Here is a 26,968-nt window from a genome sequence, read left to right as displayed (position 1 = left end):
CGACACGCGCACGGAGGACTGGGATGGCTGCCCCGGCTGAGATCGCCCCACCTTCGGCGATCGCGTTCATCGGCCTCGGCGTCATGGGTGCCGCGATGGCCGCGAATATCCGCCGTGCAGGCTTCGGCCTGACCGTGCATACGCGGAGCCGCGCCAAGGCCGCAGCCCTGGAGCAGGCGGGCGCGCGCTGGGCCGAGACACCCGCTGCGGCTGCGACCGATGCCGCCTGCGTCTGCCTCTGCGTTCCCGACACGGCGGATGTCGAGACGGTGCTGTTCGGGCCGGACGGCGTCGCGCATGGCATCGCGCGCGGCGCGGTGGTGATCGACTTCAGCACCATCGCCGCGACCGCCGCCGCGGAGTTTGCCGCGCGGCTGAGGGTCTCGCACGATGCCGCGCTGCTCGACAGCCCGGTCAGCGGCGGCCCGGCCGGCGCGCGCGACGGCACGCTGACCTGCATGGTGGGGGGCGATGCGGAGGCCTTCGCCGCCGCCGCACCGGTGTTCCGCGCGGTGGGACGGACCATCACCCATCTCGGCCCCTCGGGCGCGGGGCAGGTGTGCAAATCGGCCAATCAGCTGCTCGTCTCGGCCACGCTGCTCGCGGTCTCGGAGGCGCTGGCGCTCGGCCGCAAGGCGGGGCTCGATCCAGAAACGATGCGCACCGCCCTGCTCGGCGGCTCGGCGCGCTCCTTCGTGCTGGAGAACCACGCCAGGCGCATCATCGAGGGGCAGGAGCGGCCCGGGTTCCGCGCCGCGCTGATGCGCAAGGACATGCGGCTCGCGGCGGCGGCGACGCGCGACCACGAGGTGTTCGCACCTGTCACCGCGCTCGCGGCGCAAATGATGGAGGCGCTGGTGAACAGCGGCCGTGGCGGGCTCGACTGCGCGACGCTTGGCGCGCTGGTGGCTGAGCTCTCGGGCCTGCCTGCGCGCGCCACCTGATCTGCGCGGTCGGCACGGCGACCCCCCGCTGTCGCGGCCGCCGCCCGGGACGTAGTTTGCGCGCGTGCTGCCGCCGCCGATTCTCCTCCCGTTCTTCGCGCTGATCGCGCTCGGCTATGCGCTCGGCCGGGGGCCGCTCGCCCTGCCGGCGGCGCAGAACGGGCTTCGCATCTTCGTGCTCTACGCGGCGCTGCCGGCCTTCATCTTCCGGTTCGTGGTCGAGGCCGCCGCCCCGCCGGCGGCGGCGCTGCTGGCGCCGGCGGCCTTCGCGCTGGCGATGCTGGCCACCGCTGCCGCAGCCGCCGCGCTCACGCCGCACCGCGCGCGCGCGCTCGCCGCGATGGGCTCGATCAGCGCGAATGTCGGCTACATGGGCCTGCCGGCGATCGCGGTCTCGCCGCTCGGCGCGGATCCGGCGGCGACCGGTGCAGCGATCGCCATCCTGGTGATCGACGTGCTCGGCACCATGAACGCCAACATGCTGCTGCTGACGCGCGGGGGCCTGCGCGCGGGGGCCGCGGCGATGCTGCGCGCGCCGCTCGTGTGGGCGATGCTCGCGGGGCTGAGCGTGCGCCTGTCGGGCATCGCGCTGCCGGCGCCGGTGATGAGCCTCGCCGCCATGCTCGCCGGCGGCGCGGTGCCGGGGGCGCTGATCAGCCTCGGCGCGGCGCTCGCGGTCGGCGGCGGCGCGCTCGCGCTCGCGCCGCTGCGACCGGTGCGCGCCGCGCTGCCGGGCAAGCTGATCCTGCATCCCGCACTCGCCTGGATCGCCGCGGCGGCGCTCGGCCTGCCGGGTGGCGCGACCGCGGCGACCGTGCTGATGGCGGCGACCCCGACCAGCCTCGGCTATTTCCTGATCGCCGGTGCGGGCGGGCAGGACATCCGTGCCGCCGCCGCGCTCTGCCTCTGGACCACCGTGCTCAGCCTGCCGACGCTGGCACTCTGGAGCGCGGCGCTGACCTACGCGTAGTGGGGCTTCGCGTCCTTCGCGTCCTCGGCGCGGCGGATGCTCTCCAGGATCAGCCGCTCCGCCACCTCGGGGCCGCCCCAGTCGCCGAGGCTGACCTCCTTGCCCTTCTCCAGATCCTTGTAGTGCTTGAAGAAGTGGGCGATCTGGTCGATCAGGATCGCCGGCAGATCGGTGTAGCTGCGGATGCCGGAGTAGAACGGATGGAGCTTGTCCACCGGCACCGCCAGCACCTTCTCGTCCGGCCCGGCCTCGTCGCGCATCTGCAACACGCCGACGGGTCGGCAGCGCACGATGCAGCCGGGCACCAGCACCGCCTGGGTGACGATCATCACGTCCATCGGATCGCCGTCCTCGGCCAGCGTGTGCGGGATGAAGCCGTAATTGCCGGGGTAGTACATCGCGGTGTGCAGGAAGCGGTCGACCATCAGCGCGCCGCTGTCCTTGTCGAGCTCGTACTTCACCGGCACGCCGCCTTGCGGGATCTCGACGATCACGTTCACGTCCTGCGGCGGGTTGCGGCCGATCGCGATGCGGTTGATGTCCACGCGAACCTCCAGACGATGCCGCGGCGACCATAGCGGCGCGGGCGCCGCGAGGCCAACGCCGCCCTTGCGGTATCGCCCGGCGCTGCGGCACCATTCCGCGGCCGCATCACCATCGGGAGGATCCACCGCATGTTCCGGCGCCATCTGCTGGCGGTCGCGGCCCTGCTGCCGCTCGCGCTGCCCGTCGCGGCCCAGGCCCAGGGCGAGCTGATCGTCACCAAGCAGAGCTTCGAGATCCCGTCCTTCACCACGCGCGCCGGCGCCACCGTGCCGAACCTGCGCATCGGCTACCAGACCGCGGGCACGCTGAACGCCGCCGGCGACAACGCCGTGCTGATCGCGCATTTCTTCTCCGGCAACAGCCACGCCTTCGGCCGCTACGGCGCCGGCCAGCCGGCGGGCTACTGGGACGCGATCATCGGTCCCGGCAAGCCGATCGACACCGACCGGTACTTCGTGATCAGCGCCGACACGCCGGTGAACCTGAACACCGGCGACCGCAACACCGTCACCACCGGCCCCGCGACGGTGAACCCCGCAACCGGCCGGCCCTGGGGCCTGACCTTCCCGGTGTTCTCGATCCGCGACTTCGTCGAGACGCAGAAGGCGCTGCTCGACCATCTCGGCGTGCGCCGGCTGGCGCTGGTCGCCGGCGCCTCGATGGGCGCGCTCCAAACGATCGAATGGGCGGTCGCGTATCCGGACATGGTCGCGCGCGCCATGCCGGTGATCGGCACCGACCGGGTGGATGCCTGGATCATCGGCTGGCTCGACATCTGGGCCGCGCCGATCCGGCTCGATCCGAACTGGAAGGGCGGCGACTACTATGGCGGACCCGCGCCGGCGGCAGGGCTCGCCGAGGCGCTGAAGATCGTCACCCATCACGCGCGCGACTGGCCTTGGGCCGATACGATCGGCGTGAAGCCGGCCGAGGGGCAGGACCCGCGCCGGGCCGTGACCGAGCGGTTCGCGATCGAGAAATGGCTCGACGACGCGGCGGCGGCGCGCGCCCGAATCTCGGATGCGAACCACTTCCTCTACCTGATCCGTGCCAACCAGCTCTTCCTCAAGGAGCACGAGAGCCCCGAGGCCGCGCTCGCGCGGTCCCGCGCGCGCTGGCTGATCGTCCCCAGCGTCTCCGACCGGGTGTTCCCGATCGAGCACAACCGGCGCCTGGCCGCGACGCTGAAGGAGCAGGGGCGGCAGGTGGAGGTCGCGGAACTGTCGGGGCCGCTCGGCCACCTGGAGGGGGTGGTGTCGATGGCGAAGGTCAGCGAGGCGATCCGCCGCCTGATGGCGGAGTGAGGGCGCCCGCGCGGGGCTTGCGCGCGCGGGCCCTGCCTCGCATCACTGGGGCCGGTGGGGCCGGTAGCTCAACGGTCAGAGCGGGCCGCTCATAACGGCTTGGTTGCGGGTTCAAGTCCTGCCCGGCCCACCAGGTCCGACATGTCACCGGTTTCGCCCAGTATCACCGCACGAGACATCGCGTGTAACCGGATGTATGGTTACAATTCGAGAGGGAGCGAGGCACGGATCAGGTCATTCCAGAACCCAGGGCAAGGAGAGGTTGCGCCACCATGTCCGACCGTTCCATCGCCAGTGTCCCCGTGCCGCTCGACCGCGACGTCTTCCTCCGCAGCCTGATCCGCGAACTGGCCGGAACCCTCGAGGACGTGGTCGGGCTCCCGGAGGCCGAGGGCTATATCAGCGTGGTCGGCGCCAGTATCGGTGAGCTGATCGACGGGCAGTACAAGGCCGCGCTCGCGACCCCGCGCCTCGACCGGGCGCAGGTGCGCGACGTGCTGGTCGATCTCAAACGCCGGATCCAGGGCGATTTCTACGTGATCGAGGAGTCCGCGGACCGCATCGTGCTCGGCAATCGCGCCTGTCCGTTCGGCGACAAGGTGATCGGACGGACATCGATGTGCATGATGACCTCCAACGTGTTCGGCTTCATCGCCGCCGAGAATCTCGGCTACGCCAAGGTGGAGCTGCAGGAGACGATCGCACGCGGGCACCCGGGATGCCGGGTGTTGGTGCATCTGAAGCCGACCGATTCGGAGGGACGGGAGTATGTCAGGCGGGCTGCCGCGCGCTGAGGCCTGGTTCCGCGCGATCGCGTTCGCCGATGCGACACCCTCCCTGCTGGTCCGGCCGGATGGCGCGGTGGTCGCGCTCAACCGGGCGGCGCAACGCCTGATCGCGGTCGCGCCTGGGGACGACCTCGCGGCCATCGCCGGCCCGACGGTGGCGGCCTTCCTCGGCCGCTGCTCCGGCAGCCGCGAGGGGTACTTCGCAAAGCTCGTGCTGCCGACGCGGGCGGGCCCGGAGCGGCCGTATCGCTGCGACGGCGCCGTGCTGATCCCGCCCGCGCCGAGCGGCGAGACGCTGCTGATCCTCAGGCTGCGCGAGCACGACGCGACATCATCCGGGTTCGCGGCACTCGGGGCCAAGATCGCCGAGCTGCATGCGGAAGTGAGGCGCCATGCCGGCACCGAAGCGCGACTGCGCGCGGTGATCGAGACCGCGGTGGACGGTGTGATCCTGACCGATGCGCGCGGCACCGTGCTGGTGTTCAACAAGGCCTGCGAGGGCCTCTTCGGCTACAGCGCCGAGCAGGTGATCGGCCAGAACGTGCGAATGCTCATGCCGCCGCCGTTCCGCGACGAGCACGACCACCATATCGACACCTACCATCGCACGGGGCAGAAACGGATCATCGGCATCAGTCGTGAGGTGGTCGGCCAGCGCAAGGACGGCACGACCCTCCCGATGCAGCTTTCGGTGGGCGAGGCGCGGCACGACGGCGAACCGGTCTTCGTGGGCATCTTCCATGACCTCACGGCGCGCAAGCGCATGGAAGAGCAGTTGCTGCAGGCGCAGAAGATGGAGGCGGTCGGCCAATTGTCGGGCGGCATCGCGCACGACTTCAACAACCTGCTGACCGTGATCCTCGGCAGCGCAGAGACGTTGGAGGAGAAGCTCAGGGCGCGGCCCGATCTCAGGCACTATGCCGACCTGATCGAGCGCGCGGGCGAGCGCGGCGCCGAACTGACCAGGCGCCTGCTGGCCTTCGGCCGACGCCAGATGCTGCGCCCGGCCGAGATCGACTGCAACGCACTCCTGGAGGCGATGGCGACGCTGCTGCGCCGGACCCTGCGCGAGGATGTCGAGATCCAGATGCAGCTTGACCCGGAGCTCTGGGGCGCGACCGCCGATGCCGGGCAGCTCGAATCCGCGGTGTTGAACCTCGCGCTGAACGCGCAGGACGCCATGCCCGACGGCGGACGGATCACCATCACCACCGCCAATGCCCCGCTCGACCAGCGCTATGCGGAGTCCCATCTGGAGGTGAAGGCCGGACCGTATGTCATGATCGCCGTTACCGATGACGGACAGGGCATGCCGCCCGAAGTGGTCGAGCGCGCGTTCGAGCCGTTCTTCACCACCAAGGAGGTCGGCGAGGGCAGCGGCCTCGGCCTCAGCATGGTCTACGGCTTCGTCAAGCAATCGAACGGCCATGTGTCGATCTACAGCGAGCCCGGGCTCGGCACGACCGTGCGGATCTATCTGCCGGCGACCGGAACGATCGAGACAGGACGTCCGGTGGACGAGGGCGACGAGCCGAACGAGATCATGCCCGTGGGCCGCGAGACGGTGCTCGTGGTCGAGGACGACGCCTTCGTGCGCGCCTACGCGATCGCGAGCCTCACGAGTCTTGGTTACCGCGTCGTGCCGGCCACGAGCGGACCGGAGGCGCTCGGCCTGCTGCAGAACGGCGAGCCGATCGACCTGTTGTTCACCGACATCGTCATGCCGGGCGGGATGAATGGCTGGGAGCTGGCCGCGCGCGCCCAGCGCCTGCGCCCCGGACTTCGCGTGCTGCTCACGTCGGGCTACGCGGTCGAGACGCTGGCCGCGCGAGGACGCGGCCACCCGGACATGCCGTTGCTGGACAAGCCGTACCGGAAATCGGACCTCGCTCGGCGCGTGCGCGAGGCGCTCGCCATGCCGCCGCTGATGGCGCCCAAGTAGCGACACCCCCGACGCGCCGCCGCACCCTGGCCGGATCGAGACGGCCGCATTCGACACGCCAGCCGCCGCGCAGCGGGGCGGCACGCGCGCCGATGTCCGGGCGGAGCGGCAACGCGGCCACGGGCATCGTCATGCCCCCCTTGCCGCGCCATCGCCTGGCTGCGTCCGCCGGCGATCCGGCTCCGCCTCCGGTCGCGGCTACCGGGCCGCCACGGCGCGCGGCGTCGGCGCCTGCGGTGGTCCTGTGCGCCGGCGCTTCCAGGTCGCGACCGCGTAGCCGCTGATCCCCTGGGGCATGTAGATGATGAACAGCACCAGCAGCAGGCCGTAGATCGTCCCGTCGAGCCCGTGCACGTCGTGCCCGACCGTCACGCGCAGCGTCTCGGCCAGCAGCAGCGTGATCACCGCGCCCACGGTCGGGCCGAGCTGCACATACATCCCGCCCGCGATCACCGCGAACACGATCTGGAGCGAGATGCCGATGCCCGAGACCGTCTCCGGATTGATGTAGAGCTGGTACTGCGCATAGAGCGCGCCGCCGAGCGCGGTCATCGCCGCACTCAGCATGGTGATCGCGAGCTTCGCCCGCGTCACGTTCACGCCGATCGAGGCGGAGGCGTCCTCGTCTTCCGACGCCGCCTCCAGCGCATAGCGCAGCATCGAGCGATCGACGATCCGCCACACCCAGAGCCCGAACAGCCAGGCCGCGAGGGCCACGTAGAAGAACGTGCCGCGCTCGCCGAATTGCAGCGCCAGCAGCGAGGTGCCGCCGGCGACACCCTCGACCGTCATGCCGAGCGAGCCGCCCGTGCGGTCGCGCAGCGCGACGATCGTCAGCCGCACCACCTCGCCGAGCGCCAGCGTGACCAGGGCGAAGTAGTGGCCGACGATGCGGAAGCGGAAGCACGGATAGCCGATCACCAGTGCGAGGATCATCGCGAGCACGAGCGCGATCGGAATACCGATCCAGGGTGTCAGCCCGGCCGTGTTCCAGAGCAGCGTCACCACATAGGCGCCGACACCGAGGAACGCGCCATGGCCGAGCGAGACCATGCCGAACCGGCCCATGATCGACCAGGCGGTGTAGATGAAGCCCCAGATCAGGATGTTGATCAGCAGGTGCAGATGATAGTTGCCGAGGCCGGCGAACGGCACGGCCGCGAGCGCGGCCACGCCGAGCAGAGGCACGAGCGGCATCGCGCGCGGCTCGCTCATCGGCTGAACAGCCCCTGCGGCTTGACGAACATCATCACGATGAAGAACGCGAAGGCGAGCACGTAGCCCCATTCGATCTGGAAGTAGAACCCGCCGACCGAGATGAACTGCGCGAACACGAAGGCGGCGATGAAGCCGCCCGCCATGTTGCCGAGGCCGCCGAGCACGCAGATCATGAAGGTGATCGGCCCGAAGGAGAGGCCGATCGCCGGATGCACGTCGTACTGGAGGGCGAGCAGGGACGCCGCGACGCCGGCCATGCCGCCGCCGATCGCCGAGGTGGTCAGGTAGATCTTGCGGGGATCGACGCCCATCAGCGGCATGATCTCGCGGTCCTGGCTGATCGCGCGGATCGCCGTGCCGAGATAGGTGCGCGTCAGGAACAGCCACAGCACCAGCACGCCGACGAGCGCGGTGCCGAAGGCGAGGATGCGCGCGAAGCTGAAGAACATATCGCTCACCTCGACGATCGGCATGCGCAGGCCGAGATTGCGGAACTCGACGCCGAAGGCGAGTGTGGCGGCCGCCTGCATGAAGAACAGCACGCCGCCGGTGACGAGCAGCTGATTGATCGGCGGCGTGCCGAGCACCGGGCGGATCACCAGCTGATGCAGAGCGACGCCGCACAGCGAGACGAGGGCGATGGCGGCCGCGATCGCGATCGGCAACGGCACGCCGTAATGCACGAACAGCCACCAGATGGTGTACATGCCGACCATGACCAGCTCGGCGTAGCAGATCCAGACGACGTCGATCACGCCGAACACCAGGTTGAGCCCGAGGGCGAGCAGGGCGAGCACGCCGCCCAGCAGCACGCCGTTGATCACCGCCTCGAGCAGGAAGATGTCGAACACGCGGTCCCTCCTCGCCGGCTCAGAGTCCGAGATAGGATTGGCGGATCTCGTCGGAGGCGAGCAGCTCCTCCGACCGTCCGGAGAGCCGGATCGTGCCGACCTCCAGCAGATAGGCGCGGTCCACCACACGCAGCACCTGCTGCACGTTCTGCTCGACGATCAGCACGGTGTAGCCCTCGGCGCGGATGCGTTCGACCAGCTTGAAAACCTGCTGCACGATCACCGGCGCGAGCCCGGCCGAGGGCTCGTCCATCAGCAGCAGCTTCGGCCCGCTCATCAGCGCCCGGCCGATCGCGCACATCTGCTGTTCGCCGCCCGACATCGTGCCGGCGAGCTGGTTGCGGCGCTCGCGCATGCGCGGAAAGAGCTCGTAGACGAAGTCGAGCCGCTCGCGGTAGCGCGCCCGCGCCGAGGGCGCATAGGCGCCCATGCGCAGGTTCTCCTCGACCGTCAGGCGCGGGAACAGCCGCCGGTTCTCGGGCACATGCGCGATGCCGAGCTCGACCACCTTGTCGGGCGGCACGCTGCCGAGCGAGGTGCCCTCCATGCGGATCTCGCCCGCGCTCGCCGCGATCAGCTTCGAAATGACGCGCAGGAGCGTCGTCTTGCCCGCGCCGTTGGGCCCGATCACGGCCACCGCCTCGCCGGGCTTCACCTCGAGACTGACATCGAACAGGGCGCGGAAGCCGCCGTAGCCGGCCGAGACGCCGCGCACCTCCAGCATCGTCTCGCCGGTCATGCCACGCCGTCCTCGCCGAAGGCGATGCGCTCGGTGCCGAGATAGATCTCGATCACGCGCGGATCGGCGGCGACCTCGCGCGGCAGGCCTTCGGAGATCTTCTCGCCGTGATCCAGCACGATCACGCGGTCCACCACGCGCATCAGCACGCCCATGATGTGCTCGACCCAGATGATCGTGATGCCCTTGTCGCGGCGGATGCGCCCGAGCATCTCGGCGGCCTGGTCCATCTCGGTCTCGTCGAGGCCGCCCAGGCTCTCGTCGGCGAGCAGCAGCTTGGGCTGGGTCGCGAGCGCGCGGGCAAGTTCCAGCTTCTTGAGCCCCGCCGCGCCGAGACTCGCGACCTCGGCGGCAGGGTCGGTCGGCAGGCCGACCAGGGCGAGCGCCTCCTCGGCGAGCGCGAAGGCGCGCGCGCGCGGGATGTCCTCGCGCTGGCCGAAATAGGCGGCCGTGACGACGTTCTCGAGGATCGAGAGGCGCCGGAACGGGCGGGGGATCTGGAAGGTGCGGCCGATGCCGCGATGGCAGATCTCGACCGGCTTCAGTCCGCCGATCTCCTCGCCCTGGAACCGGATCGAGCCCTCGGAGGGGCGCAGCATGCCGGCGATCATGTTGAAGGTGGTGGACTTGCCCGAGCCGTTCGGCCCGATCAGGCCGAGGATCTCGCCCTGTTCGAGATTGAAGGAGACGCGGCTGACGGCCGTGAAGCCGCCGAACCGGCGCGTCAGGTCGGTGACGGTCAGCATCATGTCGGGAGAGGGCGCACGGGCGGACGCGGCGGCCCGAGCGAGCCGCCGCGTCCTGTCGGCTCAGCGGGCCGCGTAGGGATGGTTCGCGGGCAGCGGGATCACCGGATCGACGGTGCGCAGCGCGCGCGGCCAGACGATCTTCGTCTCGCCACCGATATACTGCATCACCACCGGCGTGGAGCGCGCGTTCTGCCCCGCCATCGGGTGGCCGGGCGGGTTGAAGCGCACGCCGTAGCCCTGGATCGTGCCACCCTCGGGGATGTCGGTCTCGAGCGAGGCCTTGCGCAGCGCCTCGGGGTCGAACCCGCCGTGGTTGCGGATGGCGCGCGGCAGCACGTCGGTAAGGAAGATCCAGGTCTGGTTGAAGCCCATCGAGGTGTGCGGCGGTACCTCCTGCGCGTTCGTCTCGGCCTTGTAGCGGCGCACCATCTCGGCCGTGACGTCGCCGAGCCCGGGCGCGAGCGAGGCCGGGTTCAGGAGCTGGGCGGCCACCGGATCGACGTTGAAGATGTAGTCGGCATCGCGTCCGAAGCCCGCCACCAGCCGGTCGATCTGGCCGTAGCCGGCGCCGTGGCCGATCAGCGCGCGCCAGCGCAGCCCGAGCTCGCGCGACTGGCGCAGGAACAGCGTGATGTCGGGGTTGTAGCCGGTGTGCAGGATCACGTCCGGCCGCTCGCGCCGGAGCTTGGTGACCAGAGAGGAGAGGTCGGGCGCGGTCGCGGCGTAGCCCTCCTTGAGCACGACATTCATGCCGAGCTCCTTGCACTTCGCCTCGTTGCCGGCTGCCACACCGGCGCCGTAAGGCCCGTCCTCGTAGATGATGGCGACGCGCACGTCGCGCGGCTGGCGGCCGAGCTTCTCCTGCGCGACCTCATGGACGAAGGTGCAGGAGGCCTCGCCGAACTGGTCGGAGTGCACCTGGGCACGGAAGACGTATTCCAGGTTGCGGTCCTTGAAGACCGAGGAGGCGACGCAGACATTCGCCCACATGAACCGCCGCTGCTGGTTCACGCGCTGCGCCATGGGCACGCAATGGGCGGACGAGAACACCCCCATGATCAGGTCAACCCGCTCTTGTTCGAGCAGGCGCGTCGCCTCGTTGATCGCGACCTCGGTGCGCGACTGTGCATCGGCGTAGATCGCATTGATCCGGTACCCCTCGACGCCGCCGCGCTCGTTGATCATCTCGATCGCGTGCTTGGTGCCGATCGCCGCGGCGAGCGACCCGCCGGCCGCGAAGGGGCCGGTGTAGTCGTAGATCACGCCGATCTTGATTTCCCTCGGCTGGGCGAGCGCCGAGGTCGCAAGCGCCACGGCGCCGAAGGCGGCGAGCACCCCCCGCCGGAGACAGCGATCTCCCACCATGCCACATCCTCCCGATTGCCTTGCGGGACCCGCTTGTCCCGGCTTGCAACCATGTTCGGGTGCGGCTCGCGCGTTTGTCAATGACGACCGCGGGCGGCGCGGCGGCCTCAGTCGGGCCAGGCGAGCAGGCGGGCGGATCGTCGCTGTCGCCGTGCCGATGCAGGTTCATGGTTCGCGGCCGGCCGGGCCCGCGCGGTCGCCATCTCGGCGACGATCCGTTCCGCCACCACGCTCGCCTCGCCCGGATGAAGGTTGCACGGGTCGAGGTAGAAATAGCCATGCTCGACCTCATGGTCGCGCACGATCACGGGCGGGCTGCCGGCGCCGAGCCGGTCGGCGAGTTCCCAGGCGGTGATGTTGGCGGGCGCGGGGTCGATCGAGACCTTCAGCCGGTCGAGCGGGTTGTGCGTCGGATCCGGCTCGATCGTCGCGACAAGCCCCGCGATCCCGGCGAGCCGCTCGCGCCAGAGATCGAGGGCCGCCTGCTCGATGCGGCGCACGGCCGCGTGGTCGCGCCGTTCCCAGGCCTCGAGGGCCGCGATGGTGCCGAGGATGCTCTCCTTGCCGACTTTCATGCCGCGCCCGATGCCCATGTTCTGCAGGAAGGTCGCGCGCACGAGGTCTTTGCGTCCGGCGACGATCCCCGCGGTCGGCCCGCCCAGGAACTTGTGCGCGGAGTAGCAGACGAGATCGGCACCGGCCGCGAGGAAGCCGCGCAGGTCGTACTCGCTCGCCGCATCGACAACCACCGGGACGTTGCGGCTGCGGCAGATCGCGGCGAACTCGTCGAGCGGAAGCTGTCCGTAACCGACGCAGTGGTGGCTGACGACGTAGAGCGCGCAGGCGGTCTGATCGTCCAGCACGGCTTCGAGCTGGTAGGGCTTGACCGAGGTCGCCTGGCCGAACGGCACGACCGTCGCGCCGGCGAGGCGGATCGCCTGCTCCACCGGCGCGCCATAGCCCACCATGTGGCCGAGCATGATCGGCACGCGCGCGCGCATTCCGGCCGGGTTCGGCAGCCGCTCGATCCGCGCGAGGTCGGCGCCGGTCATGCAGGCCGCCACCGCGAGCGTGATGCCGGCCGCGCAGGAGGCGGTGACGAAGCCGGCCTCCGCCCCGGTGAGCCGCGCGATCGTGCGGCTGGCCAGGCGGTGCAGGTCGTTGATCTCGACGAACTCGGGCAGGATCGCGGTGGTCGCGGCGATCGCTTCGGGCACCGCGATCGAGGCGCCGAGCGCGGTCATGGTGCCAGAGACGTTGATGATCGGCCGGAGGCCGAGCCGCTCGCGTATGCCGCTGCGCGGGGGGATGCCATCCATGACGCTCACTCCGTCCTGAGTTCGATCCGGCGCAGGAACCGCCTCAGCCGCTCCGATCGCGGGTGGCCCAGCACCTCGCGCGGCGGACCTTCCTCGGCGATGCGCCCTGCATCCATGAACACGACGCGGTGTCCGGCATCGCGCGCGAAGCCCATCTCGTGGGTGACCATCAGCATGGTCATGCCGTCGCGGGCGAGGCCGCGCACGACGTCGAGCACCTCGCCGACCAGTTCGGGATCGAGCGCCGAGGTGATCTCGTCGAGCAGCAAGAGCTTCGGCTCCATCGCGACCGCGCGCGCGATGCCCACGCGCTGCTGCTGACCGCCGGAGAGCGCGCTCGGCAGGTTGTCCATCTTGTCGGCGAGCCCGACGCGCGCGAGCCAGTGCTCGGCGCGCGCCTCCGCCTCGCGCCGCGGCATCCCGCGCGTGACGCGCAGGCCAAGCGCGACGTTCTGCCGCGCGGTCAGATGCGGAAACAGATTGAACATCTGGAACACCATGCCGATGTCGGCGCGCAGGCGCGCGAGCGCACGATCGCCGCGGCGCACACCGCTGTTCGGGGCGGTGTAGCCGATTTCGGTGCCCTCGAGCGTGATCGAGCCGGCGTCGTAGGGCACGAGCGCGTTGACGCAGCGGAGCAGCGTGGTCTTGCCCGAGCCCGAGGCGCCGATCACCACCAGCACCTCGCCGCGCGCGACGTCGAGATCGACACCGTCCAGCACCGTCGTCGTGCCGAAGCGCTTGATCAGGCCGCGGACCGACAGGACCGGCGCCGCATCGCGGCCGGCCGTCATGTCGCCACCGTGGCGGCGAAGCGCGCCTCGAGCCGCCGGCTCGCGACCGAGAGCGCGGCGTTCACGGCGATGTAGATCATCGCGCCGAGGATGTAGAGGGGCATGGGCTGGTAGGTGCGCCCGATCACCTGCTGGATGGCCATCATCAGATCCACCACACCGACCAGGCTGACGAGTGCGCTGCCCTTCACGCTGTCGGTGACCGAGTTGATCCAGGGCGGCAGGAAGCATCGCACCGCCTGGGGGAACACAACGTAGACGAGCCGTTCGAGGAAGGTGAGGCCGATGCTCTTCGCCGCCTCCATCTGGCCGGGATGGATGCTGGTGATCGCGCCGCGCACGATCTCGATCACATGGCCCGTCTTGAAGGCGGCGAGCGCCGCGACCGCGGCCCAGAACGGCGAGAGCGGCACCTGCAGCGCCGGCAGCCCGTAGTAGACGGTGAAGATCAGCACGATCAGCGGGATCGCGCGCACGGTGTCGGCGAAGACGCGGATCGGCAGGCCGATCCAGACGGGGCCGAAGGCGAGGATCACGCCGAACACGAGCCCGAGCGCGAGCGAGGCCGCGACCACGATGCCCGAGACCGCGAGGGTGATGAGGAACCCGTCCCACAGGAAGGGCAGCGCGTAGATCATCGCGTCGATCATGCGCTGCGCCTCACATTGCACGCACGATGGCGTAGCGCCGCTCCAGCAGGCGCAGCGCGGCGAGGATGATCCAGCCTGTGAGGAGATAGATCGGCGTCAGCAGCGCATAGACCTCCAGGATGCGGAACGTGTTGAAGTTGATCCATTGCGCGCCATGTGTCAGCTCCGGCACGGCGATCACGCTGCCGAGCGCCGTGTCCTTGAACAGCGAGACGTAGGCGTTGGAGAGTGCGGGCAGGCTGATGCGGAACGCCGTCGGCAGACGGACATAGATCAGGTTCCGGTAGGGGGTGAGGCCGATCGCGCGGCCGGCATCGACGACGCCGGGCGGCACCGCGTCGAGTCCGGCGCGGAACACCTCGACGAGCTGCGCGCCTGCGTAGAAGGCAAGGGTGAAGATGAAGCTCGTCGTCGCGTCATACGCGAACCCGCCGATCGACGGGATGCCATAGAAGACGAGATAGATCAGCAGCAGCAGGGGTGTGTTGCGGATGAACTCGACATAGCCCGCGATCGCGGTGCGGGTGACGCGCCCGCCGTCGGTATAGGCGACCGCGAGCGCGATGCCGATCAGCATGCCGAGGCCAAGGCTCGCCGCCGCGATCTGCAACGAGAGGCCGAGGCCCCACCACAGGCGCCAGGCATGCCGCCAGACGATCGTGAAATTGAAGTGGTAGTCCACGCGACCTCAGGCCGGGTGCTGGCGGGATCGGGGCGCGCCCGGCGCGCGCCCCGTCGCACATGAGCCCATGACCCGCATGGCGCGAATGCGCGGGCCGCGCAGGCGTGCCATCCGAGCGTGCTAGATGGGCGGGAACCCGGGCGTGCGGGGCCGCGGATCGATGTTGAAGAACTCCTTCATCGCCGCGTCGTAGGCCTCGCTGACATGGCCGAACATGTTCACGTTGAACACCGCGTTGACGAAGTTCAGCCAGTCGGGATCCGACTGCCGCATCGCCGCGCCGTAGAGCTGGCTGCGATACGAGTGGCCCGCATCGACGTAACGGTCGGGCGTGCGGCGCACCAGCCAGCGCACCGTCGAGAGATCGACCACCGCGACGTCGGCGCGGCCGGACTCCATCGCCTGGATCACGTTGGCCTGGGTGTCGAGCTGCATCACTTGGGCGTCCGGCAGGGCGTCCTTCACCAGCGCGTCGGCGCCCGCGTTCTGCAGCACGCTCGCGCGCGCCTGCGCGCCCGCCGCGCGGAGCTCGGCGTAGGTCTTGAACCGGCTGCGCGGGCTGGTCAGCAGCGCCACACCCTCGGCGTAGTAGGGGCGGCTGAAGGCGACGAGCTGCGCGCGCTGCGGATTGATCGTCATGAACTGGATGACGATGTCGACGCGGCCTGTGTTGATGTTCGGGATGCGCTGCGCAGGATCCTGACGGACGAACTCGACCTTGTTCGGGTCGTCGAACAGGCCGCTGGCGAGGATTCGCGCCATGGCGATGTCCATGCCGGTCAACTGGCCGCGCTCGTCCTCGAAGTGCCACGGCGCATTGGTGCTGCCGGTGCCGACGATCAGCCGTCCGCGGCTGATCACGGTGCGCAGCAGGCTCTCGCGCGGTGCCTGGGCGGCCGCCTTCTCCGCGGTCGCGGCCATGCCGACGAAGGCGGCCGCGCCGAGGGCCGCGAGCGCCCCGCGGCGACCGCCGATATCCGCCTCGGCTGCGGGCGCATCCGGGCGATCCTTCCGTTCCGTCATCACACTCTCCCCGCTCTGTTCCGATCCTCCCGAGATGGCAGGATCGCATCCGCCGTGCGGTGGCGAAGCATCGCCCTCGCCGTGGCGGAGCCGTTCGGCGCGGCGCGTCGAGGATCGATCCGCGCGGCGCATGCGAAGCGTTGCGATAGTGATCGCACACCTCTAGCATGGTGCGCAATACCGGATGATATTCCACAGTAATGGAATAAGGGAGCGTCGGCACGACATGGCAACGATGGCTCGGTCCCGGCCGAGACAAGGGCGGATGAGCGGCATCGACCGCGCGTTCCAGGTGCTCGATCATCTGACGCGCTGCGGCCGGCCGGCAACGGCCTACGACATTGCGCGCGCGCTCGCCGCGCCGGCCTCGACCGTCTACGAGGTGATCGACACGCTGGTGGCGAAGGGCGCGCTCAGCCGCACCGACGGCAACGGGCGGGTCTTTCTCGGCCCGCGCCTGCACTTCTACGGACTCGCCTACGCCAAGGAGCTGAGCCTCGAGCGCGTGCTGTCGGCGGAGATCACCGCACTCAGCCAATCGACCGGCGAGACGGTGCAGGTCTGCGGCCGCGACGGTGACATGATGGTGGTGCTGATGATGGCGGAGGGGGCGCGGGTGTTCCGCATCGCCTCGCAGGTCGGCACGCGCGTGCCGCTGAACTGGACCGCCTCCGGCCGGCTGCTGGTCGCGCCGCTCGCGAAGGCCGAGCGCCGCGCGCTGTTCGCCCGTGCCAAGGCCTCGCCGACCGGCCGGGCAGAGACCGATCCGAAACGGCTCGAGGCGGCGAGCCAGGCCGCCTGGGCGGCGCGGCTCGCGGTGCAGGTCAGCGAGGCCGATGAGGACGTCGCCTGCATCGCCGCGCCGATCCGCGATGCCGCCGGCGGATGCCCGGCGACCATCAGCATCGTGCTGCCCGCGACCCGCGCGCGCGAACAGCAGCCTGCGCTCGCCGAGGCGGTGCGCGGTGCCGCGGCCGAGGTCGAGGCGGCGATGGGCTGGCGTGACCCGGGAGGTGCGGCGTGACCCTCGCATCCGCTGACGGCCCGGAGGCGCGGCTGCGCGCGCTCGGGCTCACCTTGCCGCCGCCCCCGCCGCCGATCGCGCGTTTCGTGCCGTATCGCCGCGTGGGGGAACTGCTGTTCCTCTCGGGCCAGGGACCGCTCAGGCCTGAAGGCGGCTACCATGAGGGCAAGGTCGGCGACACGGTGTCGGTCGCCGAGGCGCATCAACACGCGCGGCTGACGGGGCTCGGCCTGCTCGCCGTGATGCGCGCGGCACTCGGTTCGCTCGACCGTGTCGCCTTCATCGTCAAGCTGCTCGGCATGGTGAACGCCACACCGCAGTTCCGCGACCATCCCGCGGTGATCGACGGCTGCTCCGAGCTGTTCGATGCGGTGTTCGGCGAGGCCGGCCGGCACGCGCGCTCGGCGGTCGGCATGGCCTCGCTGCCGAACGGAATCTCGGTGGAGATCGAGGCGATCGTCGCGGTGCGCGGCTGACCGCTACGCGCGGCCGAAGCTCGCGCCCTCGCGCGCGTGCCACCACTTGCCGGCGAGCACCACCGCGTCCGAGACGATGCGACGATCGCCCTCGAGGTGCTCGCCGACCACATCGACATAGTCGAAGCGCCCTTCCTCGATCGAGAGGATGGTCGCATCGCCGGGGCTGCCGGGCCGGAGGCTGCCGAGCTCGGGCCGCTTCAGCGCCATCGCCGCATTGACCGTGGTCGCGCGGATCACCTCCGGCAGCGGGACGCCGAGGCAGAGGAACTTCGACAGCGTGGTCACCTGGTCGAAGGCCGGGCCGTTGATGCAGAGCACGTGCACGTCCGAGGAGATCGTGTCAGGCATGAAGCCGTTCGCCAGCATCGCGCGGGCGGTGCGGAAGGCGAACGAACCCTTGCCGTGGCCGATATCGAACAGCACGCCGCGCTCGCGCGCGGCCAGCACCACCTGCTTCACCCGGCCCTGGGGTGTCACCGGCGCGTTCGGGAAGGGGCGGAAGGCGTGGGTCAGCACGTCGCCGGGGCGCAGCCGCTCCACGACCTCCTCATAGGAGGGCGGCGGGTGGTCGATATGCGCCATGAGCGGCATCCCCACCTCCTCGGCGACCTGGAGTGCCACGTCGAGTGGCGCGGTGCCGGAGGTTCCGGAAGCGTGCTTTCCCACGCGCACCTTGATGCCGACGATCACGTCGCGGTTGGCGTCCGCCACCGCGACCGCGTCGATCGGGTTCATCAGCCGCATCTCCTCGCTCTCGCCCACCATCACGCGGTCCGAAAACCCATAGATGCCGGCATGCGAGACATGCAGATAGGCGAGGATGCGCGCCTCGCTCTTCTCGATCACGTGCTTGCGGAACCCCATGAAGTTGCCGGGCCCCGCGCTGCCCGTATCCACCGCGGTGGTGACGCCGGAGGAGCGGCAGAACTCATCGGCGTCGATGCCGAGCGAGGTGCCATGCACATAGACATGGGTGTGCAGGTCGATCAGCCCCGGCGTGACGATATGCCCGGCGACGTTGCGCACCTCGGCCCCGGGCGTGGGCGCGATCGAGGGGGCGACGCGCGCGACCTTGCCGCCCGCGAAGGCGACATCGGCGACCGCGTCGAGGTTCTGCGACGGGTCGATCACGCGTCCGCCGGTGAGGATGAGGTCGAACTGCATCGGGCAAGGGCTCCCTGGGTGCGTGCGCCGTGTGGGGTATGCAACGGGTAGCGGATGATCGCCGCCGCGACCATCCCCCGACGGTGAGGCCGCCCGGCAGCGTCAGACGATCAGCCGCAGCGCCAGCCCCAGCCCGGCGCAGAGCGCGAGGGTACGGAACAGGCCGAGGTGAAACACGAACAGCCCGGCGAAGCCCACCGTGGCGACCAGCGCGGCCCGCGGATCGAGACTCGCCAGTGCCGGCGCCGGCAGCGAGACCGGCCCGGCCTGCCATCGGCCGACCTCGCCGAACAGCACCGGCACTGCAACGACGAGCGCCAGATTCGCGATCACACCCACGACGGCGGCGGTGATCGCGGCGAGTGCCGAGGCGAGTTCGCGCCGTGCGGCGATCCGCTCGACCGACGGCCCGCCGAGGAAGATCCAGGCGAAGGAGGGTGCGAAGGTGACGAACACGCAGAGCACCCCGCCCGCGACGCCGGCCCAGAGGCCGAGTTCCCGGAACGCGGCGAGATGGGCGACGAATTGCAGCACCAGGATGGTCGGCCCCGGAGTCGTCTCGGCGAGTGCGAGCCCGTCCACCATCTCGCGGGGGCTGATCCAGCCGTAGAGATGCACGGCATCCTGCGCGACCCAGGCGAGCACGGCATAGGCGCCGCCGAAGGTCACCACCGCCATCTTGGCGAAGAACAGCGCGATGTCGCCGAACACGCCGCCCGCGAGGGCGAAGGCGGCAACCGTCGCGCCCCAGACCGCCAACGCGATCAGCCCGGCGCGGCGTGCAGCGATCGCGCGCGCGCGCTGCATCGCCGCCGAGCCGGGATCGTCGAGCAGCCGGTCGATCGCGCCGACCGCCGGTCCCGCACCCGCCTTGCCGTGGCCCGCACCGGTGAACCAAGCCAGCCCCGCGAGCCCGGTGCCGAGCCCGATCGCGCCGGCGCCCAGCACCACCAGCGGGAACGGCACGTGCAGCGCGAACAGCGCGAGGAACGCTGCGACGGCGAGCGCGACCGCGACGGGTCCGTGCAGCGCGCGCCGCGCGATCTTCCACAACGCCTCGGCGATGATCGCGAGCACCGCGCCCTTCAGGCCGAAGAACAGCGCCTCGATCAGCGTCACCTCGCCGTAGAGCCCGTAGATCGCGGCGAGCAGCGCCATCAGCGCGGCCCCCGGCAGCACGAACAGCGCGCCGGCGACGATGCCGCCGGCGACCCCGTGCATCAGCCAGCCCAGATAGGTGGCGAGCTGCTGCGCCTCCGGTCCCGGCAGCAGCGTGCAGTAGTTGAGCGCGTTCAGGTAGCGCCGCTCGCCGACCCAGCGCCGCTCCTCCACCACCATCCGGTGCATCATCGCGATCTGCCCGGCCGCGCCGCCGAACGACAACAGGCCGACGATCAGCCAGAGCCGCGATGCCTCGGCGAAGGAGGGTACGGATGGTGCCTCGACCCGCGTCATGCCTTCGGCGGCCATCCGTGGATTTCCTCCTGCAGGTCGCGGCACCAGAGATAGAGCGCGTCGTAGAGCGTGAAGCCGTGCCGCAGCATCGCATGATCGTCATGCGCGAACAGCGCGGAAAGCCCGAGCGAGGCGGCGAACAACCCCGCCGCGGCCGGGTGCAGATGATACGCAGCAGTATCGGCGCCGCGCACCATCAACGCGAGCCTCGCCAGCGCCGGATCGGCAAGCCCTCTGTCCTCGATCAGCGTGTCGAAGGTGCAGCCGTCGCCGCGATGGGTCAGCGCGACGTTCTCGACATCGAACGGCGTCGCGCCGGTCGATTCGGCAACCGCCGCGACCTCGCGCGTCGGCACGAACAGGAAGCGCGCGTCCGGATCGAGGAAGCGGCGGATCAGCCACGGGCAGGCGAGCCGGTCGATCTTCGGCCGCTCGCGCGTCACCCAGAGCGAGGGCGCGGGCTTCGGCGCGACCGGCAGCCCGGCCGCACGCCAGCCCTCGATGCCGCCGGCGAGGATGCGCGCGTCGTGGCCGCCTGCGCGGAGCGCCGCGGCGACACCCTGGCTGACCTCGTGGCCGTGCACGCAGAACGCCACCACCGGACGGTGCGGCTCGAGCGTGCCGGCCCAGCTCGCCACCGCCTCGGGGTCGCGGTGCACCGCGCCCGGGAGGGTGTCGGCCGCTTCGCGCCAGCGGTCCTCGCGTCGGACATCGAGCAGCGCGGGCGGCGGAAAGCGCCGCAGCAGCGGGAACAGCGAGTCGGGGGTGATCGTGAAGGATGCCATCCGTGCAAGCCCTCCATGACCGGCCGCGCGGGCCGGCAAGAAGGCAGGGCTTGGACGGGAACCGTCTGACGGGGAGCCTGCAACGTCCCCGTGGATCGGAGAGATCACATGGGCGGGCGTGGGGTCAAGTGGTGCGTCTCGCTGTCCCGTCGATCAGCGCCGCGAAGGCCGACCCCGGCTCGGCGCCGGCGAGGAAGGACGCATCGCCGGCGCGCAGCGCGCGGGCGCCGGCAACCGCGGCTGTCATGGCGTGGCGATAGAGCGCGCCGCCGAGCGAGATCCGCTTCACCCCGGCCGCGAACAGCGTGGCGAAGGGCACGGTGCCGCTCCTCGGGCCGATCAGCACGTTCACCGGCTTCGGCGCGACCGCGCGCACCACCGCGCGGATCGCCTCCATGTCGGGCAGGCCAGGCGCGTAGAGCACGTCCGCGCCCGCTTCGGCGAAGGCCGCGAGCCGGCGGATCGTGTCGTCGAGATCGTTGCGGCCGTGCAGGAAATTGTCGGTCCGGCCGGTCAGCACGATCCGCCCCTTGGCGGCGCGCGCTGCGGCGCGGATGCGCGCCACCGCGGCGTCGTAGTCGTGGATGGGATGTGCGGGATCGGCGGTGGTGTCCTCGATCCCGAGCCCCGCGAGCCCGCCCTCGATCGCCGCCTCGACGGTGGCGACACAGTCCTCGGGCGAGGGGCCGAACCCATCCTCCAAATCACCGTTCACCGGCAGGCCGGTCGCGCGCGCCATCAGGGTGCCGTTGGCGATCGCGGTCGCGCGGTCGATCGCGGCGGCGCCGTCCTGCACGCCGAGCGCCCAGGCAATCGCGGCCGAACTGGTGCCGAGCCCCTCGAACCCCTCGCGGCGGTAGATCAGCGCCGAGGCGGCATCCCAGGCGTTCGGCATGACGAAGCCCGGGCCGTGATGGAGGGCGAGGAAGCGGTCGTACGCGGTGCTCATCAGCGCATCCTGCCACGCCGCGGACGTGTTGGCTTCGCTTGGCGGCGAAGGGCAGGCAGGGCGGGGCCTGCGTGTTAGCGTTGCGCGCATGGATCGCCGCGGATTCGCCCTTGTCCTTGCACTCACCCTCACCGGATGCGGCACGGGCGGCGAGCTGCTCCGCGCGCTCGGCGACACGGTGCTGCCCGACGAGAACCCGCCGGTGACGCGCGAGCAGGCCGAGGCGCTGCCCTATGCCTCGGCGGTGGTGCGGCTCGGCGCGCGGCGGCCGGCCTTCGTGGTGCTGCACTCGGCGCAGGGCGGGCGGCTGATCTGGCTCTCGGCCGACCGCGTCGCGGTGGTGACCGAGGGCGGGCGCGTGGTCGCGCTCGCCGGCGTCGAGGGGGCGCTGACCGACACGCGGTTCCGCGACGGAGCGCCACCGAAGCCGCTCGGGCTCGGGCAGCATCTGCGCCTGGTCGATGTGGCGCCCGCGATCTGGGGCCTGCCGGTCTCGTGCACGGGCACCGCCCTCGGCCCCGAGACGATCACCGTGCTCGGCGAGGCGCGCCCGACCGAGCGCGTCGCCGAAAGCTGCGCCGGCGAGGACGGCACGCGCTTCACCGACCGGTTCTGGATCGGGCCGGAGGACGGGCAGATCTGGCGCGCGCAGCAATGGATCGGGCCTGGACGGCCGGCGATCACCTTCGAGCTGGTGCGCCCCCCGACCATGCCGTGATGCCGGCGCGCCGCGCGCGCGCCGCGACCCACGCGGCATAGAGCGACAGCAGCGCGAGCGCGCCGAGCACCACACCGAGCTTGGATGTCGGCGAGAGGGTAAGGAACCGGAACCCCGCCACGCCGGCCGCCGCGGTCATCGCCCAATGGAGCGCGCTCACGCGGAGCGGTGGCAGCCCGGAGCGCGCCAGCACCTGGTACAGGTGTCCGCGATGCGCATCCGCCAGCCGCTCGCCGTTGAGCGCGCGACGGACGAGCGTGAAGGCGACGTCGAAGATGGGTGCCGCGAGCAGCAGCGGCACGAGGAACATCGAGAGCGGCGCGGTGTCGAAGCGCGCGGCGGCGATGCCGAGCACGGCGAAGAGGTAGCCGATGAACTGGCTGCCGACATCGCCCAGGAAGATGCGCGCGCGCGGCACGTTGAAGGGCAGGAACCCCGCGCAGCCGGCGGCGAGCGCGAGCGAGGCGACATAGACGAAGGCGCCGCCGTTGACGATCGCGATCGCGGCGAGGAACAGCGCGGCGACGGTGGCGATGCCGGCGCACATGCCGTCCAGCCCGTCGATGAAGTTCATCGCGTTGGTGAGGAACACGATCCAGATCAGCGTCACGGGCCAGGCGAGCGGGCCGAGCGCGATCGGGCCCACCAAGGGAAGCGAGACCGTGTCGAGCGTGAGGCCGAACGGCATCGGCACCAGGGCGGCAAACACCTGGGCGGCGAGCTTCCAGCGGAACGAGAAGTCGCGCACGTCATCGGCGAACGACACCGCGGCGATCGCGCCGGCGCCGATCAGCACGGCGACGAAGTAGGTGTCGTCGATGCGCGCGATCGTCGCGACCTGGTACTGCACGATCAGCCCGGTCATGGTCGCGACGACCACGCCGAGCCCGCCGCCCTTCGGCGTGGGGCGCGCATGCGCCGAGCGCGCGTTCGGCACGTCCATGATGCGCGCCCGGATGACGAGCCACACGACGGCCGCCGAGAGCGCGGCGAGGCCGAGCGCGAAGCCGAGATGGGCGGGCAGGGCGGCGAGGGTGATGGGGGCCATCGGGGCGCGGACCCTGCCGCCGGGGAGGACGGGAGGCAAGGTGGGGTTCGGGCGGATCGGCGCCGCATGCCCGCCCTTCGGGCCTCGCCCTTGACCCCGACCGCCCCCTTCGCCATAACCCCGCATCCCGCGCGGCCCCGGCCCGCGGCCGCATTTGTTTGCGCCCGAACGGCGCCCGACCGAGGACGAGACCCATGTACGCCGTGATCCGCGCCAGCGGGAAGCAGTACCGCGTGACGCCGAATGCCGTGCTCGCCGTGGACCGGATCGAGGCCGAGCCCGGCCAGACCGTCACCTTCGGCGAGGTGCTGATGGTCGGCGGCGAGGCCGGGGTGAAGATCGGCGCGCCGCTGCTGAACGGCGCCTCGGTCGCCGCGACCGTGCTGGAGCAGAAGAAGGACGACAAGGTCCTGGTGTTCAAGAAGCGCCGCCGCAAGAACAGCCGCCGGCTGCGCGGCTTCCGCCGCCAGCTCACCGTGCTGCGGATCGGCGACATCACCGCCTGACGCGAAGGAGACCGAGCCATGGCACACAAGAAGGCGGGCGGTTCGTCCCGCAACGGGCGCGACTCCGCGGGTCAGCGCCTCGGCGTGAAGAAATTCGGCGGCCAGGCCGTGCTCGCCGGCAACATCCTGGTGCGCCAGCGCGGCACGAAGATGCGCGCGGGCACGAACGTGGGCACGGGCCGCGACCACACGCTGTTCGCGCTGGTCGATGGGCACGTGAAGTTCGAGCGCAAGGCCGAGGACAAGGTGCATGTCAGCGTGGTGCCGGTGCCGCCGGCGGCGGAATGACGCCCGCGCGCGGCCTCGCGACCTGACGACAAGGGGCCGGCGACGGCCCCTTTTTCGTTGTGCGCAGGGTTGGTGCGGCGGCTGCGCACGAACACAAGGCTTCACATGAAATTCCTCGATCAGGCCAAGATCTGGGTGAAGGCCGGCGACGGCGGCAATGGCTGCGTCGCCTTCCGCCGCGAGAAGTTCATCGAGTTCGGCGGCCCCTGGGGCGGCGACGGGGGCAAGGGCGGCGACGTGATCGTCGAGGCCGTGCCCAACCTCAACACCCTGATCGACTACCGCTACACCCAGCACTTCAAGGCCGAGCGCGGCGAGGACGGCAAGGGCAAGGAGATGACCGGCCGCGGCGGCAAGGATCTGGTGCTGAAGGTCCCGGTCGGCACCGAGATCCTGGCCGATGACCGAGAGACCGTGCTCGCCGACCTGACGGAAGCGGGCCAGCGCATCACGCTCTGCCACGGCGGCAAGGGCGGGTTCGGCAACACCCACTACAAGTCCTCGACAAACCGCGCCCCGCGCCGCGCCGATCCGGGCGAGCCGGGCGAGGAGCGCTGGATCTGGCTCAGGCTGAAGCTGATCGCCGATGCCGGGCTGGTCGGGCTGCCGAATGCGGGCAAATCGACCTTCCTCGCCGCGACCTCGGCCGCGAAGCCGAAGATCGCCGACTACCCCTTCACCACGCTGCATCCGCAGCTCGGCGTGGTGCGGCTCGGCGACGACACGGAATTCGTGCTCGCCGACATTCCCGGGCTGATCGAGGGCGCGCATGAGGGGGCTGGGCTCGGCGACCGTTTCCTCGGCCATGTGGAGCGCTGCCGCGTGCTGCTGCACCTGGTGGACGGCACGCTGGAGAGCCCCACGCGCGCCTATCGCACGGTGCGCGAGGAGCTCGTGGCCTATGGCGGCGGGCTCGCCGAGAAGCCGGAGATCGTCGCGCTCAACAAGATCGACGCGGTCGAGCCGCGGGCGCTCGCCGCGCGCCAGCGGTCGCTCGCGAAGGCGGCCGGGCGGCCGGTGCTGCTCGTGTCGGGCGCGACCGGCAAGGGCGTGGACGCCGTGCTGCGGGCCCTATGGTCAGTGATCGCCGAGGCGAAGGCGCCCGCATGAGCGCGCTCGCGGCGAAGCGGCTGGTGGTGAAGGTCGGCTCCGCCCTGCTGGTGGACGACGCGACCGCCGCGCCGCGCGCCGCGTGGCTCGCGGCGCTGGCCGCGGACATCGCCGGCTTGCGCAAGGCCGGCACGCAGGTGGCCGTCGTGTCCTCGGGCGCGATCGCGCTCGGGCGCATGCGCCTGCCCTCGCTGCCGCCGCGGCATCGGATGCGGCTCGAGGAGAAGCAGGCGGCGGCCGCGGCCGGTCAGATCGGGCTCGCGCGCGCCTGGGAGGAGGCGCTCGCACCGCACGGGCTCCCCGCCGCCCAGGTGCTGCTGACGCTGGACGATTCCGAGGAGCGCCGCCGCTACCTGAACGCGCGCGCGACGATCGAGACGCTGCTCGGCCTCGGTGCCGTGCCGGTGATCAACGAGAACGATACGGTCGCGACGGCCGAGATCCGCTTCGGCGACAACGACCGCCTCGCCGCCCGTGTGGCCGAGATGATCGCGGCCGACCTGCTGGTGCTGCTGTCCGACATCGACGGGCTCTACACCGCCGATCCGCGCAAGGATGCGGGCGCGCAGCACATCGCCGAGGTGGCGGAGATCACGCCGGAGATCGAGGCGATGGCGGGCGATGCGATCCCCGGCATCAGCACGGGCGGGATGGTGACCAAGCTCGCCGCCGCGCGGATCGCCACGCGCGCGGGCTGCCGCATGGCGATCGCGCATGGCGGGCGGGACCACAGCCTGCGCGATGTGATGACGGGCGCGGTCCGCCACACCCTGTTCGCCGCCACCGCCGCACCGCGTTCGGCCTGGAAGTCGTGGATCGCCGGCGCGCTGGCGCCGAACGGCCGGATCGTCGTCGATGCCGGCGCCGTGCGGGCGCTGCGCGCGGGGCGCAGCCTGCTGCCCGCCGGGGTGCGTGCGGTCGAGGGCGGCTTCGCGCGCGGCGACTGCGTGGCGGTGGCGGGGCCCGACGGCGCGGTGGTCGCGCGCGGCCTCGCCAACTACGCCGCCGAGGACGCGCGCCGGATCATGGGCCGGCACTCGCGCGAGATCGCCGCGATCCTCGGCTTCGCCGGCCGCGAGGAGCTGATCCACCGCGACGACCTGGCGCTGCTGTAAGGTACCAAGGGATCGACTGGATCTGCCGTTTTGGAACACTCCCCTTTCCGAAGCATCCACCACGCAAGTCTGAGCCGTGCAATATGTTGGGGCACGACCATGGTGGAGCCCGCCGAGGGCGCCGCCAACTTGTTTGGGAGGAGACCTCGCCATGAGCCTAGGCCCTATCAGCCCGTTGAAGAAGTGGTCGTTCAGTCGAGAGGGTCTGGCTCCAAGCTGATGGCGATGGCGGGGGTCTGATCGCCGGCGACGACGATCAGCAGCATCATCGGAGAGCCGTTCGGCAGGATGACGGCGGCGAGGCAGGCGGAGAGCCTGTCCTGGAACGCCCTGGGAGTTCCGGCACCGGTCAGCAGGCGCATGATCAGGCCGAGATTGTAGCCGGCGACGTGGATCAGGTAGCGCTTGTGGATGTTGTCCCGCCCGCGCAGCCAAGTCCGGCG

Annotated in this window: 29 protein-coding genes and 1 tRNA gene; 13 read left to right on the top strand and 17 right to left on the bottom strand. The window is 70.9% G+C overall.

Going from position 1 to position 26,968, the window contains the following annotated elements; translation table 11 throughout:
• The first annotated feature begins 23 nt into the window (after positions 1 to 23).
• Together F563_RS0117310 and F563_RS0117305 are read left to right on the top strand one after the other, a co-directional pair.
• Entirely contained in the window at positions 24 to 944 is a 921-nt protein-coding gene (locus F563_RS0117310) for an NAD(P)-dependent oxidoreductase (RefSeq protein WP_019015951.1), read from the top strand.
• Positions 945 to 1,008: 64 nt separating this feature from the next.
• Complete coding sequence (locus F563_RS0117305) at positions 1,009 to 1,914, top strand: AEC family transporter (RefSeq protein WP_019015950.1); 906 nt, start codon at positions 1,009 to 1,011, stop codon at positions 1,912 to 1,914.
• On the opposite strand, the gene ppa is transcribed toward F563_RS0117305, so the two are convergent.
• Positions 1,905 to 2,459 carry an inorganic diphosphatase gene (ppa, locus tag F563_RS0117300; protein ID WP_026299674.1) on the bottom strand — a complete coding sequence of 185 codons (555 nt, stop codon included), beginning with the start codon at positions 2,457 to 2,459 and terminating at the stop codon, positions 1,905 to 1,907. The two genes, F563_RS0117305 and ppa, sit on opposite strands and share 10 nt — an antisense overlap.
• 129 nt (positions 2,460 to 2,588) lie before the next feature.
• Between ppa and F563_RS0117295 the strand changes: the two genes are divergently transcribed.
• The 4 genes from F563_RS0117295 (at position 2,589) to F563_RS23080 (ending at position 6,494) form a co-directional block, all read left to right on the top strand.
• A complete protein-coding gene (locus tag F563_RS0117295) occupies positions 2,589 to 3,764 on the top strand; it encodes an E22 family MetX-like putative esterase (RefSeq protein WP_019015948.1) in 1,176 nt (391 codons plus the stop codon).
• A gap of 57 nt (positions 3,765 to 3,821) precedes the next feature.
• Positions 3,822 to 3,897: transfer RNA gene (locus tag F563_RS0117290), tRNA-Ile, on the top strand.
• A gap of 139 nt (positions 3,898 to 4,036) precedes the next feature.
• Positions 4,037 to 4,558: a methanogen output domain 1-containing protein gene (locus F563_RS0117285; RefSeq protein WP_019015947.1), complete on the top strand. Its 522-nt coding sequence runs from the start codon at positions 4,037 to 4,039 to the stop codon at positions 4,556 to 4,558.
• The gene (locus tag F563_RS23080) at positions 4,533 to 6,494 is read left to right on the top strand and encodes a hybrid sensor histidine kinase/response regulator (RefSeq protein WP_019015946.1); all 1,962 of its coding nucleotides are present in this window, start codon (positions 4,533 to 4,535) and stop codon (positions 6,492 to 6,494) included. The genes F563_RS0117285 and F563_RS23080 overlap by 26 nt, the downstream gene beginning before the upstream one ends.
• Positions 6,495 to 6,692: 198 nt before the next feature.
• On the opposite strand, the gene F563_RS0117275 is transcribed toward F563_RS23080, so the two are convergent.
• The 10 genes from F563_RS0117275 to F563_RS0117230 form a co-directional block, all read right to left on the bottom strand.
• Positions 6,693 to 7,709: a branched-chain amino acid ABC transporter permease gene (locus F563_RS0117275; RefSeq protein ID WP_019015945.1), complete on the bottom strand. Its 1,017-nt coding sequence runs from the start codon at positions 7,707 to 7,709 to the stop codon at positions 6,693 to 6,695.
• A complete protein-coding gene (locus F563_RS0117270; protein ID WP_019015944.1) occupies positions 7,706 to 8,563 on the bottom strand; it encodes a branched-chain amino acid ABC transporter permease in 858 nt (285 codons plus the stop codon). The genes F563_RS0117275 and F563_RS0117270 overlap by 4 nt, the downstream gene beginning before the upstream one ends.
• Positions 8,564 to 8,582: 19 nt before the next feature.
• Positions 8,583 to 9,302 carry an ABC transporter ATP-binding protein gene (locus tag F563_RS0117265; RefSeq protein ID WP_019015943.1) on the bottom strand — a complete coding sequence of 240 codons (720 nt, stop codon included), beginning with the start codon at positions 9,300 to 9,302 and terminating at the stop codon, positions 8,583 to 8,585.
• Complete coding sequence (locus F563_RS0117260; protein ID WP_245557157.1) at positions 9,299 to 10,051, bottom strand: ABC transporter ATP-binding protein; 753 nt, start codon at positions 10,049 to 10,051, stop codon at positions 9,299 to 9,301. Before F563_RS0117260 ends, F563_RS0117265 begins: the two co-directional genes overlap by 4 nt.
• Positions 10,052 to 10,111: 60 nt before the next feature.
• Positions 10,112 to 11,416 carry an ABC transporter substrate-binding protein gene (locus F563_RS0117255; protein WP_026299672.1) on the bottom strand — a complete coding sequence of 435 codons (1,305 nt, stop codon included), beginning with the start codon at positions 11,414 to 11,416 and terminating at the stop codon, positions 10,112 to 10,114.
• Positions 11,417 to 11,523: 107 nt separating this feature from the next.
• The gene (locus tag F563_RS0117250) at positions 11,524 to 12,735 is read right to left on the bottom strand and encodes an aminotransferase class V-fold PLP-dependent enzyme (RefSeq protein WP_019015940.1); all 1,212 of its coding nucleotides are present in this window, start codon (positions 12,733 to 12,735) and stop codon (positions 11,524 to 11,526) included.
• A gap of 5 nt (positions 12,736 to 12,740) precedes the next feature.
• Complete coding sequence (locus F563_RS0117245) at positions 12,741 to 13,529, bottom strand: amino acid ABC transporter ATP-binding protein (RefSeq protein WP_019015939.1); 789 nt, start codon at positions 13,527 to 13,529, stop codon at positions 12,741 to 12,743.
• Positions 13,526 to 14,179 (bottom strand): amino acid ABC transporter permease, encoded by a 654-nt coding sequence (locus F563_RS0117240; RefSeq protein WP_019015938.1) that lies wholly within the window; start codon positions 14,177 to 14,179, stop codon positions 13,526 to 13,528. The genes F563_RS0117245 and F563_RS0117240 overlap by 4 nt, the downstream gene beginning before the upstream one ends.
• 10 nt (positions 14,180 to 14,189) lie before the next feature.
• Positions 14,190 to 14,861 (bottom strand): amino acid ABC transporter permease, encoded by a 672-nt coding sequence (locus tag F563_RS0117235; protein WP_019015937.1) that lies wholly within the window; start codon positions 14,859 to 14,861, stop codon positions 14,190 to 14,192.
• Between the two features lie 120 nt (positions 14,862 to 14,981).
• Entirely contained in the window at positions 14,982 to 15,884 is a 903-nt protein-coding gene (locus F563_RS0117230) for a transporter substrate-binding domain-containing protein (RefSeq protein WP_019015936.1), read from the bottom strand.
• A gap of 265 nt (positions 15,885 to 16,149) precedes the next feature.
• On the opposite strand from F563_RS0117230, the gene F563_RS0117225 reads away from it, so the two are divergent.
• Positions 16,150 to 16,908, top strand: coding sequence for an IclR family transcriptional regulator (locus F563_RS0117225; RefSeq protein ID WP_019015935.1), 759 nt, complete (start codon positions 16,150 to 16,152; stop codon positions 16,906 to 16,908).
• On the top strand, positions 16,905 to 17,384 hold the full coding sequence (locus tag F563_RS0117220; protein ID WP_019015934.1) for a RidA family protein: 480 nt from the start codon (positions 16,905 to 16,907) through the stop codon (positions 17,382 to 17,384). Before F563_RS0117225 ends, F563_RS0117220 begins: the two co-directional genes overlap by 4 nt.
• A gap of 3 nt (positions 17,385 to 17,387) precedes the next feature.
• Here F563_RS0117220 and F563_RS0117215 read toward each other — a convergent pair whose 3' ends face one another.
• From F563_RS0117215 to F563_RS0117200, 4 genes are all read right to left on the bottom strand, one after another.
• A complete protein-coding gene (locus tag F563_RS0117215) occupies positions 17,388 to 18,551 on the bottom strand; it encodes an amidohydrolase/deacetylase family metallohydrolase (RefSeq protein ID WP_019015933.1) in 1,164 nt (387 codons plus the stop codon).
• Positions 18,552 to 18,653: 102 nt separating this feature from the next.
• Positions 18,654 to 20,021, bottom strand: a complete 1,368-nt coding sequence (gene chrA, locus F563_RS0117210; protein ID WP_019015932.1) for a chromate efflux transporter — start codon at positions 20,019 to 20,021, stop codon at positions 18,654 to 18,656.
• The gene (locus F563_RS0117205; protein WP_019015931.1) at positions 20,003 to 20,791 is read right to left on the bottom strand and encodes a chromate resistance protein ChrB domain-containing protein; all 789 of its coding nucleotides are present in this window, start codon (positions 20,789 to 20,791) and stop codon (positions 20,003 to 20,005) included. Before F563_RS0117205 ends, chrA begins: the two co-directional genes overlap by 19 nt.
• 124 nt (positions 20,792 to 20,915) lie before the next feature.
• Positions 20,916 to 21,740, bottom strand: coding sequence for an isocitrate lyase/PEP mutase family protein (locus F563_RS0117200; RefSeq protein ID WP_019015930.1), 825 nt, complete (start codon positions 21,738 to 21,740; stop codon positions 20,916 to 20,918).
• An 88-nt stretch (positions 21,741 to 21,828) separates the two neighbouring features.
• Between F563_RS0117200 and F563_RS0117195 the strand changes: the two genes are divergently transcribed.
• A complete protein-coding gene (locus tag F563_RS0117195) occupies positions 21,829 to 22,458 on the top strand; it encodes a YjbF family lipoprotein (protein WP_019015929.1) in 630 nt (209 codons plus the stop codon).
• On the opposite strand, the gene F563_RS23075 is transcribed toward F563_RS0117195, so the two are convergent.
• Positions 22,421 to 23,506: a glycosyltransferase family 4 protein gene (locus tag F563_RS23075; protein ID WP_019015928.1), complete on the bottom strand. Its 1,086-nt coding sequence runs from the start codon at positions 23,504 to 23,506 to the stop codon at positions 22,421 to 22,423. The two genes, F563_RS0117195 and F563_RS23075, sit on opposite strands and share 38 nt — an antisense overlap.
• 194 nt (positions 23,507 to 23,700) lie before the next feature.
• Between F563_RS23075 and rplU the strand changes: the two genes are divergently transcribed.
• From rplU to proB, 4 genes are all read left to right on the top strand, one after another.
• Positions 23,701 to 24,012 (top strand): 50S ribosomal protein L21, encoded by a 312-nt coding sequence (rplU, locus tag F563_RS0117185; RefSeq protein ID WP_019015927.1) that lies wholly within the window; start codon positions 23,701 to 23,703, stop codon positions 24,010 to 24,012.
• 18 nt (positions 24,013 to 24,030) lie between these two features.
• Positions 24,031 to 24,300 (top strand): 50S ribosomal protein L27, encoded by a 270-nt coding sequence (gene rpmA, locus F563_RS0117180; RefSeq protein WP_019015926.1) that lies wholly within the window; start codon positions 24,031 to 24,033, stop codon positions 24,298 to 24,300.
• Positions 24,301 to 24,405: 105 nt separating this feature from the next.
• On the top strand, positions 24,406 to 25,410 hold the full coding sequence (gene obgE, locus F563_RS0117175) for a GTPase ObgE (protein ID WP_019015925.1): 1,005 nt from the start codon (positions 24,406 to 24,408) through the stop codon (positions 25,408 to 25,410).
• Entirely contained in the window at positions 25,407 to 26,525 is a 1,119-nt protein-coding gene (gene proB, locus F563_RS0117170; protein WP_019015924.1) for a glutamate 5-kinase, read from the top strand. The genes obgE and proB overlap by 4 nt, the downstream gene beginning before the upstream one ends.
• Before the next feature lie 191 nt (positions 26,526 to 26,716).
• Here the strand turns inward: proB and F563_RS25160 are convergent.
• Positions 26,717 to 26,968, bottom strand: a 252-nt coding sequence (locus tag F563_RS25160; RefSeq protein ID WP_026299764.1) for a hypothetical protein, incomplete at its 5' end; no start/stop codon positions are given.

Source organism: Elioraea tepidiphila DSM 17972 (genome assembly GCF_000378465.1).
Classification (GTDB): Bacteria; Pseudomonadota; Alphaproteobacteria; order Acetobacterales; family Acetobacteraceae; genus Elioraea; species Elioraea tepidiphila.
This window is presented reverse-complemented; position numbering and strand designations above follow the sequence as displayed.

What these genes read in the sequence shown, in the direction of transcription:
- F563_RS0117310 (WP_019015951.1), top strand. Translation starts at nt 24, where the DNA reads ATGGCTGCCCCGGCTGAGATCGCCCCACCTTCGGCGATCGCGTTCATC.
- F563_RS0117295 (WP_019015948.1), top strand. Translation starts at nt 2,589, where the DNA reads ATGTTCCGGCGCCATCTGCTGGCGGTCGCGGCCCTGCTGCCGCTCGCG.
- F563_RS0117285 (WP_019015947.1), top strand. Translation starts at nt 4,037, where the DNA reads ATGTCCGACCGTTCCATCGCCAGTGTCCCCGTGCCGCTCGACCGCGAC.
- F563_RS23080 (WP_019015946.1), top strand. Translation starts at nt 4,533, where the DNA reads ATGTCAGGCGGGCTGCCGCGCGCTGAGGCCTGGTTCCGCGCGATCGCG.
- F563_RS0117275 (WP_019015945.1), bottom strand. Translation starts at nt 7,709, where the DNA reads ATGAGCGAGCCGCGCGCGATGCCGCTCGTGCCTCTGCTCGGCGTGGCC.
- F563_RS0117265 (WP_019015943.1), bottom strand. Translation starts at nt 9,302, where the DNA reads ATGACCGGCGAGACGATGCTGGAGGTGCGCGGCGTCTCGGCCGGCTAC.
- F563_RS0117260 (WP_245557157.1), bottom strand. Translation starts at nt 10,051, where the DNA reads ATGATGCTGACCGTCACCGACCTGACGCGCCGGTTCGGCGGCTTCACG.
- F563_RS0117255 (WP_026299672.1), bottom strand. Translation starts at nt 11,416, where the DNA reads ATGGTGGGAGATCGCTGTCTCCGGCGGGGGGTGCTCGCCGCCTTCGGC.
- F563_RS0117250 (WP_019015940.1), bottom strand. Translation starts at nt 12,735, where the DNA reads ATGGATGGCATCCCCCCGCGCAGCGGCATACGCGAGCGGCTCGGCCTC.
- F563_RS0117245 (WP_019015939.1), bottom strand. Translation starts at nt 13,529, where the DNA reads ATGACGGCCGGCCGCGATGCGGCGCCGGTCCTGTCGGTCCGCGGCCTG.
- F563_RS0117240 (WP_019015938.1), bottom strand. Translation starts at nt 14,179, where the DNA reads ATGATCGACGCGATGATCTACGCGCTGCCCTTCCTGTGGGACGGGTTC.
- F563_RS0117230 (WP_019015936.1), bottom strand. Translation starts at nt 15,884, where the DNA reads ATGACGGAACGGAAGGATCGCCCGGATGCGCCCGCAGCCGAGGCGGAT.
- F563_RS0117225 (WP_019015935.1), top strand. Translation starts at nt 16,150, where the DNA reads ATGAGCGGCATCGACCGCGCGTTCCAGGTGCTCGATCATCTGACGCGC.
- F563_RS0117215 (WP_019015933.1), bottom strand. Translation starts at nt 18,551, where the DNA reads ATGCAGTTCGACCTCATCCTCACCGGCGGACGCGTGATCGACCCGTCG.
- chrA (WP_019015932.1), bottom strand. Translation starts at nt 20,021, where the DNA reads ATGGCCGCCGAAGGCATGACGCGGGTCGAGGCACCATCCGTACCCTCC.
- F563_RS0117205 (WP_019015931.1), bottom strand. Translation starts at nt 20,791, where the DNA reads ATGGCATCCTTCACGATCACCCCCGACTCGCTGTTCCCGCTGCTGCGG.
- F563_RS0117200 (WP_019015930.1), bottom strand. Translation starts at nt 21,740, where the DNA reads ATGAGCACCGCGTACGACCGCTTCCTCGCCCTCCATCACGGCCCGGGC.
- F563_RS0117195 (WP_019015929.1), top strand. Translation starts at nt 21,829, where the DNA reads ATGGATCGCCGCGGATTCGCCCTTGTCCTTGCACTCACCCTCACCGGA.
- F563_RS23075 (WP_019015928.1), bottom strand. Translation starts at nt 23,506, where the DNA reads ATGGCCCCCATCACCCTCGCCGCCCTGCCCGCCCATCTCGGCTTCGCG.
- rplU (WP_019015927.1), top strand. Translation starts at nt 23,701, where the DNA reads ATGTACGCCGTGATCCGCGCCAGCGGGAAGCAGTACCGCGTGACGCCG.
- rpmA (WP_019015926.1), top strand. Translation starts at nt 24,031, where the DNA reads ATGGCACACAAGAAGGCGGGCGGTTCGTCCCGCAACGGGCGCGACTCC.
- obgE (WP_019015925.1), top strand. Translation starts at nt 24,406, where the DNA reads ATGAAATTCCTCGATCAGGCCAAGATCTGGGTGAAGGCCGGCGACGGC.
- proB (WP_019015924.1), top strand. Translation starts at nt 25,407, where the DNA reads ATGAGCGCGCTCGCGGCGAAGCGGCTGGTGGTGAAGGTCGGCTCCGCC.